Origin of the sequence: Aeromonas sp. HMWF014 (assembly GCF_963878295.1) — a bacterium.
Taxonomy (GTDB): Bacteria; Pseudomonadota; Gammaproteobacteria; order Enterobacterales; family Aeromonadaceae; genus Aeromonas; species Aeromonas popoffii.
This window is the reverse complement of the sequence record NZ_CAWNYS010000580.1, coordinates 9,291-16,935: the sequence shown is the minus strand read 5'-3', so window position 1 is coordinate 16,935 and position 7,645 is coordinate 9,291. Positions and strand designations below refer to the sequence as shown.

Below are 7,645 nucleotides of genomic sequence, written 5' to 3'. Positions count from 1 at the left end.
TCATAGAGGTGCCGCTTCAGCTGGGATTGACCCCGCTCACCCTCTGCATCGCCCATACCTCTCCTTTTCAGCGCCGGGCGCCCGAGTTCTCCCGCGTCCTGGTCAGGCTGCGTCAGAGTGGCGAGCTGGCTCGCATCGAGGCGCGTTATCGGTGAGGCGGTTGCCCCCTGGCGCCGGATAACGGCTTGTTAAAACAAAGAGGGCGGCCAAGGCCGCCCTCTTTGTGGCTGCGTCATCGTGGTCAGTGTGCCACCAGCTGGGGGGTCTGGGATGGGCTCTGGTATTGCGCATTGGAGAGGGCGGGTTGCCGCTCTCTGGGTGTTTGCGTCCGTGCCAGCGTCTCGGCCAGCCAGTGGGGATCGAGGGGAATGGCGTTGCGATCGTTGACGACCAGGTTGCGGTGCTGGGCCCCGAGGCAGCCGTAGCGCTCGGGATCTGTCTGGGTAAAGAGGCCCAGGCAAGGCACGCCGCTGGCGGCGGCCAGATGGAGCGGGCCCGTGTCGCAGCTGACAAAGAGGGCGAGGCCGCTGGCGAAGCGGGCCAATTCGCTCAAGTTGCGCAGGGAGACCGGCATGTCGCCCAGCAGAGGCAGGGGATCGGCCGGATCATTGAACTGGATCAGCAGGGCATCCGGGCGTTGGCGGCGCAGATCCCCGAGCAGCCGCTGCCATTGGGGGAGGGAGAGCCCCTTGCCCTTGCGGGCGCCGGTGAAAAAGCCGATAAGGGGTCGGCCCGGGTGGCTCTGTATCAACGCCGTCAGGTGTGGGCAGGCGGTGTGCAGCATACTGCCCAGTTCAATCTGATCGGCGAGGCTTGCGTGCAGGCCGAGCAGTTGCAGCGGCTGGTGGGCATAGTGGCACTGGCCGTTGGAGGCGATCGGCCGATCGAACAGCACATCCCCCCTGGCTTCCTCAAAACCCAGCTTCTCGCTGGCGCGCACCCAGGCGGCGATGAGGTGATCCGTGCTGGAGGCGAACGGGACATAAACCTGGTCATATTGTTGGCGACCCAAGCGCCACAGCACGGGCAGGGCCGCGATCAGCTGCTTACCCTGCAATCTGACCTGATGCACCTGTTGCAGTTTCAGATCGGCCAGAAAGGGGAGCAGTTGGCCACCGCTGCACACCAGCTCGATGTCGGCGTTGGGGTGGGTACTGCGTACCTTTTGTAAAAAGGGCAGCAGGAACAGATTGTTGCCGATGCGGTTCGTGCTGCGAATGATGAGGATCCGTTGGGCTGGCTGGCTTGAGGCTGGCAGCCTGCCCCGTTTGGCAAGCCAGGCGAGGGCTGCCCGCTCCAGCCCGGTTGTCCAGCAACGGCGCTGGCCGTCGAAGCGACGCAGGGCGTCTCTGATGGTGCTCATGATGAGTGGCTCTGTTGATGAAATTGACATCAAGGGTACACGGCAAGTCTTAAGAAAGCGTTAAGAGAAGAGAAAAAAGGGATCGTTACCCATTGTTTTTGTGAGAACTTTCTGCGGCGTCACATTTTGGATGCAACAGTGTGCATCCGAACATCACTTTGTTGATGAAAAATACAAACAGGGCGGCCGGCGGACCGGACGCCCTGTTTGTGTGAGCCGCTTGCCTGCGCGCTGGCCTCTGCCGTGGCAGTGACGCTGGCCTTTCTCTGCAACAGGCTACCGCGGCGCCGTTCCCCAGCCGAGCGAGTGCATCGCGACCTGCCAGGGCGATCTTGCCCTGGAGCAGTACGGTGAGCTGCTCGGCAGCAGTCGCCAGGATCGGCAGGCCTTGCTGCAGGATCAGGCCTTGTGGCAGCCTCAGTTTCAGCCGTAGCGGGCCAGGGTCAGCCCCTTATCGCTGATGGCGGGCGTGCTGCCGCTGATGAGATCCGCCAACAGCTGGCCCGACCCTGCCGCCATGGTCCAGCCCAGGGTGCCGTGGCCTGTGTTGAGCCAGAGCCCTGGCACAGGGCTTGGGCCCACCAGCGGGGTACCGTCTGGCGTCATAGGCCGCAGCCCGGTCCAGAACTCGGCCTGCTGTATGTCCCCCCCCTCAGGGAAGAGATCCCCCACCACCATGGCCAGGGTGTCGTAGCGTTTCGGGTTGAGCGCCAGGTTGAAACCCGACAGCTCCGCCATACCGCCGACCCGGATCCGATCATCGAAGCGGGTGATGGCAACCTTGTAGGTTTCATCCAGCACTGTACTGCGTGGCGCCGCATCGCGGTTGGCCATCGGCAGGGTGAGGGAGTAGCCCTTGACCGGGTAGACTGGCAGATCGAGCCCAAGCGGGCGCAGGAAGCCGGTGGCATAGCTGCCCAGCGCACAGACGATGGCATCGGCCTTGAAACGCTGCTCACCGGCCCGCACCGCTACGGCGCGCCCCTGCGCCAGTTCAATCTCGTCGATAGCGCAGTTGAAGACAAATTCCACCCCGAGTTTTTGCGCCTCGGCGGCCAGTGCCTTGGTGAAGCGGAAGCAATCGCCGGTTTCATCACCCGGCAGGCGCAGGCCGCCCACTATCTTGCCGCGTACCCGCGCCAGCGCAGGCTCCACCTCCTCACAACCGCTGGCATCCAATGACTGGTAGGGCACGCCATACTCTTCCAGCACCTCGATATCCCGTTTGCTGGCATCAAGCTGGGCCTGGCTTCGAAACAGCTGCAGGGTGCCGAGCTGGCGTCCCTCGTAATCCAGGGCCAGCTCATCACGCAGCCCCTTCATGCAGTCACGGCTGTATTCGGCAAGGCGGACCATGCGCCCCTTGTTGATGGCATAGGCAGTCGGAGTGCAGTTGGCGAACATCTTCAGCATCCAGCGCAGCTGAAATGGATCCGATGTAGGGCGCACCGTGAAGGGGGCGTGTTTTTGCAGCAGCCACTTGGCGGCCTTGAGGGGAATGCCGGGCGCCGCCCAGGGCGCCGCGTAACCGGGAGAGATCTGACCGGCATTGGCATGGCTGGTCTCCAGCGCCACCCCATCCTGCCGTTCCAGCAGGGTCACCTGATGACCTGCCTTGGCCAGATACCAGGCGCTGGCTACGCCAATCACGCCACCACCCAACACCACTATCTTCATCACACCATCCTTGTCGCTATGCAGGCGCCACCGGCCGATCCTGCTGTTTTTATGAGGGCTGGCCCGCTCCCGTTACTGCGTTTGTCGCGAGCGGACAAAGAGAGGGACCCAGCGCACAGGCCACACGTTATCACCGGTAGCGTGATCGGCAAATCCACCCGTTTGAAAATATGATTTATCACTACATTAACATTTATTGCCAGCTTATAATGATGATTTATCACAATAATGCGATGTTTATGACTGCGGCAGGATGTGTTGATGGGGGCCTAGGCTGGCTGGTTCCGCATTCCCCCCATGATCGTCTATGCGGTCAAAGGTAATGGAGTTGTTAAATTTGTGCGCCCGATCGCAACGGTGATGCGTGTCGCTTGTCGCCCCATGTGGCTTCTGCCTAGAGTGGTCAGCGCATTGCATGGTGCATGCGCGTTTTACTGGCTTGCTCGTGTTAGACCACCACAGGAAAGGATGTGATGACCCGAACTGCTGACGTCCCATCAGGCTGGCCCACCGCCAGTCCCCACACACTGCCCTGGTATCTGCAAGATATAGTGCTGGTGTGCGACTTCCCTCGCCGCTGATCTCCCTGCGTTAATCCCACTTGTTTTCATTTCATATTGGTGACTGTCGCCAGGCGTTCGCGCGGCTGGTGCAAGGAGAAGATCATGCGTCGTATACCCGAACCGTTTCGTATCAAGATGGTCGAGCCCATCAAGCAGACCACAGGCGCCGAGCGCCGCACCGCCCTCGAGGCCGCAGGTTGGAACCCCTTTCTGCTGCTGGCAGAGGATGTTTACATCGACCTGCTGACCGACAGCGGCACAGGTGCCATGTCGGATCGCCAGTGGGCTGGCATCATGATAGGGGATGAGGCCTATGCGGGCAGCCGCAACTTCGTTGAACTGGAGCGCACAGTGCGCGAGATCTTTGGCTATCAGCATGTGATCCCCACCCACCAGGGACGCGGGGCAGAGCAGATCCTCTTCCCCGAGCTGGTCAAGCGCTGCCAGGGCAAGGCGCCGGTCTTTATCTCCAACTACCACTTTGACACTACCAAGGCCCATGTGGAGTTGGCGGGGGCGCGGGCCATCAACCTGCTCACCCCGCAAGCCCTCGATACCACGGCCCCTTATGCCTGGAAGGGGGATGTCGATCTGGCACGCCTGGCCGACACCATCGAAACTCTGGGTGCCGACAACGTGGCTGGTGTCATCATCACGGTCACCTGCAACAGCGCAGGGGGGCAGCCGGTCTCCATGGCCAATATGGAAGCCGTGGCCGAGTTGGCCCGCCGCCACCATATTCCGGTGGTGATCGATGCCGCCCGTTTCGCCGAGAACGCCTGGTTTATCAAGGCGCGCGACCCGGCTTACGCCAAGACAGGCATCGGGGAGATAGTGCGCCAGATGTTTGCCCTGGGGGACATGTTCACCATGTCGGCCAAGAAGGACGGGCTGGTCAATATCGGTGGTCTTTGCTGTTTCAAGGAGGATCTCGATCTGTTTCGTGCAGTGCAGGTGCGCTGTGTGGCGATGGAGGGGTTTGTCACCTATGGCGGCCTCGCCGGGCGGGACATGGCGGCGCTCGCCATCGGTCTGCGCGAGGGGATGGATGAGGAGTATCTGACCTATCGCATCGGTCAGGTGGCCTATCTCGGCGAGCGGCTGGCCGAGGCGGGCATTCCCATTCAGACACCCACTGGCGGTCATGCGGTGTTTGTGGACGCCAAAAAACTGCTGCCCCATATTCCGGCCGAGCAGTTCCCGGCCCATGCGCTTGCCTGTGCGCTCTATCTGGAAGGGGGCGTGCGTGGGGTGGAGATCGGCTCCCTGCTGCTGGGGCGCGATCCAGCCACCGGCAAGCAGGAGGCGGCGGACTTTGAGCTGCTGCGCCTCACCATTCCGCGCCGGGTCTATACCCGGGATCACATGGACTATGTGGCCGACTGCCAGATCGCGGTGAAGGCGCGTGCCAGCGAGATCCGCGGTCTTACCTTCGACTACGAGCCGCCGTTGCTGCGTCATTTCACCGCGCGGCTCAAGCCGGTCTAACGCTCCGACGGTGTAAACCGGGGTATTGGCACGGCATCAAAAGCAAAGCCCCCGCACGACAGGTGCGGGGGCTTTTTACCGTGAGCGTCTGAAGCAGATTACTGGCTGCTGAACAGCTTGGGCTGGGGGCGGGATTGGGCAGTCAGGCTCATGCGGCCGGAGGTCTCCAGCCAGGACTTGATCCGTTTGGCATCCGCCACCCGGGAGTTGGGGGTATCGGCATTGAGCAGCACCAGGATCACCGGCTCGCGGTTTATCTGGGTTGCCATCACCAGGCAGCGCCCCGCCTCGCGAATGTAACCCGTCTTGGAGAGGGTGACAGGCCAGCTGCCTTCACGCACCAGGCGGTTGGAGTTGAGGTAGTGCAATTGGCGCTTGCCGTTGCGCACCATGCGCTCCTCGGTGGAAGAGTACTGGCGAATGAGTGGGTAGGCAGAGGCAGCCGCCACCAGTTTGGCCAGATCATGGGCGCTGGAGACGTTGCGAGGGGTGAGCCCCGTGCTGTCTGCGAACTGGGTGTTCCACATGCCGAGCATGCGGGCCTTGGCATTCATCGCCTCGACAAAGGCGCGCTGGCCCCCCGGGTAATGTCTGGCCAGTGCGGAGGCCGCGCGGTTTTCCGACGACATCAGGGCGATGTGCAGCATGTCGGCCCGGCTCAGACGCGATCCTACCGCCAGTCGCGACCCTGTTCCCTTGAGACGATCCACATCGGCCATGGTGACGGTCAGCATTTCGGAGAGGCGCTGATTGGCATCGAGCACCACCAGCGCCGTCATCAGTTTGGTGATGGAGGCGATGGGCATCACCCGATTGGCATTGCGCTCTGACAGCACCTCGCCGGTGCGTGGATTGGCCACCACGAAGGCAGCCGAACTCAGGGCAAGATCGTTGCGCGGTTCCAGAAAGCGTTTGGGGGAGTGGGATGTGGCCGTAAACGGATTGGCTTGGGCGCTCTCCATGCTGACGGGAACGAGGAAGGCACCGAGCAGCAGGGTAAGAAAAGGACGAATAATCATGTTTTGACGCTACCGTGAATGACTGGAACATTTGGCTAAGTTATATGACGGTAATTGACGCTTCACAACGTCTAATGGCCCGATATTTCAATTTAATGGGATCGTACGCCTTGAAATCCCCATGTTGACGGCTAAATGACGACTCGATCGGGGAAATATCCAACCATGAGCGAGTCTGATACATGTCAGCGTCACCCGTCATGGTGGCGCACTATATATTGCGTCTCTGGGGCCTGGCGGCCTGTTAATCCCCCTTGCGGTGGCGCAAGCGGCACCACCTGCGTTGAGAGAACCTGCATTTTCAGGCTTCTGTCGCTACTCGCATCAGCGCCGAGGGACTGCGCTCGACAAAATAGTGCCAGACATGGTCATAGAGCGCCTGCTGGCCGGGAAAACTCACCAGTCCCTTGGCCTCGGCCAAGGTGCACCAGCGATATTCGGTGTGCTCGTCGTTGAGGGTGACCACCTGATTGGGCGGGCAATAGACCACAAATACCGGCACTACCTCCACCGTATTTGAAGCGCTTTCGTAAAATTGTTCCAGATAATGGGCTGTGTATAACTCGCAAACCGTGATACCCGTCTCTTCGCCAAACTCGCGAATAATGGTCTGCCAGCCGGTTTCCCCCGCCTCAATCGTGCCAGCCACATGGCACCAGAAACCGCCCTTTACGCGTTTCATCACCAGCAGCTTTGTTTCGCCATCCATCGTTGAGAGGGCGACACCGGAGACGGCTTTACAGCGAATTGGGATCATGGTTTTTTCTCGCTTGGTTTGCCGTCTGTAATTAAAACGACAGGGATAAATGGGTCTTAAATGAAAAACGTCTCCGCTGGCAGACCAATGGCGTCTATTTCATTCAGGCTGCTCTTGGCCAGATAGTTTGCCACCAGATTAACATCCACCCAGTCGCCGGCATATGTCGGAAACCGTTGGCTTACATGGCAGTAGAAATAGTCTGGAAAGTGGAACAGCTTGCTGGATAAATATGCGTCATCTCTGCCAGGAGATGATTAATGTCTGTGGTCGAGGCGCAATATTACGACGACGACATACCCCCAATCAACCGGGTTATCCCCCCATCATTTTCGCCGTCTGGATCGCCTCGATAAGCGCCGCACGGTTGATGCGAGGGCGCTCGCTATCGAGCAGCTGTTGCCACAGCACAATGGCCCGGGTGTAGCGGCCGTGCAGGAAGTGATCGGCGGCGAGCAGCATCAGGGTGCTCACTTCCCCCGCATCCTGCTTGAGGGCGCTCTCCAGTAGGCGGGTTGCCTCCGGGGTAAGCTGCTGACCCGCCTGATAGTAGCGCACGGTGGCTTGCGCGGCCTGGGTTGCCGCGCTGGCCCCCCCCTCCAGCAGGGCAAGGCGCTGATAGGCGAGCAGGGCGTTGTCGTACTCGTTCCGATAGAGATAGAGCTGACCGAGCGCCGCCCAGCTGTCGAGATCGGCGGGGCTGCGCTGCAAGGTTTGATGCAGACTCCCCAGCTCCTTGTCCTGCAGGTCCCGCGGGCTCAGCCCTGCCAGCGGGTCG

Annotated in this window: 6 protein-coding genes and 1 pseudogene; 2 read left to right on the top strand and 5 right to left on the bottom strand. The window is 60.9% G+C overall.

What is annotated here, in order from left to right:
- A pseudogene (locus AAC083_RS22300) lies at positions 1 to 155 on the top strand (ABC transporter substrate-binding protein); the annotation flags it as partial.
- 86 nt (positions 156 to 241) lie between these two features.
- Here AAC083_RS22300 and AAC083_RS22295 read toward each other — a convergent pair.
- Together AAC083_RS22295 and AAC083_RS22290 are read right to left on the bottom strand one after the other, a co-directional pair.
- On the bottom strand, positions 242 to 1,363 hold the full coding sequence (locus tag AAC083_RS22295) for a glycosyltransferase family 9 protein (RefSeq protein WP_108537743.1): 1,122 nt from the start codon (positions 1,361 to 1,363) through the stop codon (positions 242 to 244).
- A gap of 423 nt (positions 1,364 to 1,786) precedes the next feature.
- Positions 1,787 to 3,040 carry a D-amino acid dehydrogenase gene (locus tag AAC083_RS22290; protein ID WP_042039332.1) on the bottom strand — a complete coding sequence of 418 codons (1,254 nt, stop codon included), beginning with the start codon at positions 3,038 to 3,040 and terminating at the stop codon, positions 1,787 to 1,789.
- Positions 3,041 to 3,705: 665 nt separating this feature from the next.
- Here AAC083_RS22290 and AAC083_RS22285 point away from each other — a divergent pair.
- Positions 3,706 to 5,091, top strand: a complete 1,386-nt coding sequence (locus tag AAC083_RS22285) for a tryptophanase (protein WP_108537742.1) — start codon at positions 3,706 to 3,708, stop codon at positions 5,089 to 5,091.
- Positions 5,092 to 5,189: 98 nt separating this feature from the next.
- Here the strand turns inward: AAC083_RS22285 and pbpG are convergent, their stop codons facing one another.
- The 3 genes from pbpG to AAC083_RS23500 form a co-directional block, all read right to left on the bottom strand.
- Positions 5,190 to 6,110, bottom strand: a complete 921-nt coding sequence (pbpG, locus tag AAC083_RS22280) for a D-alanyl-D-alanine endopeptidase (RefSeq protein WP_108537741.1) — start codon at positions 6,108 to 6,110, stop codon at positions 5,190 to 5,192.
- Positions 6,111 to 6,411: 301 nt separating this feature from the next.
- Complete coding sequence (locus AAC083_RS22275; protein ID WP_042039329.1) at positions 6,412 to 6,867, bottom strand: NUDIX hydrolase; 456 nt, start codon at positions 6,865 to 6,867, stop codon at positions 6,412 to 6,414.
- Between the two features lie 315 nt (positions 6,868 to 7,182).
- The coding region (locus AAC083_RS23500) for a TPR domain-containing protein (protein ID WP_441296527.1) at positions 7,183 to 7,645 on the bottom strand (463 nt) is incomplete at its 5' end.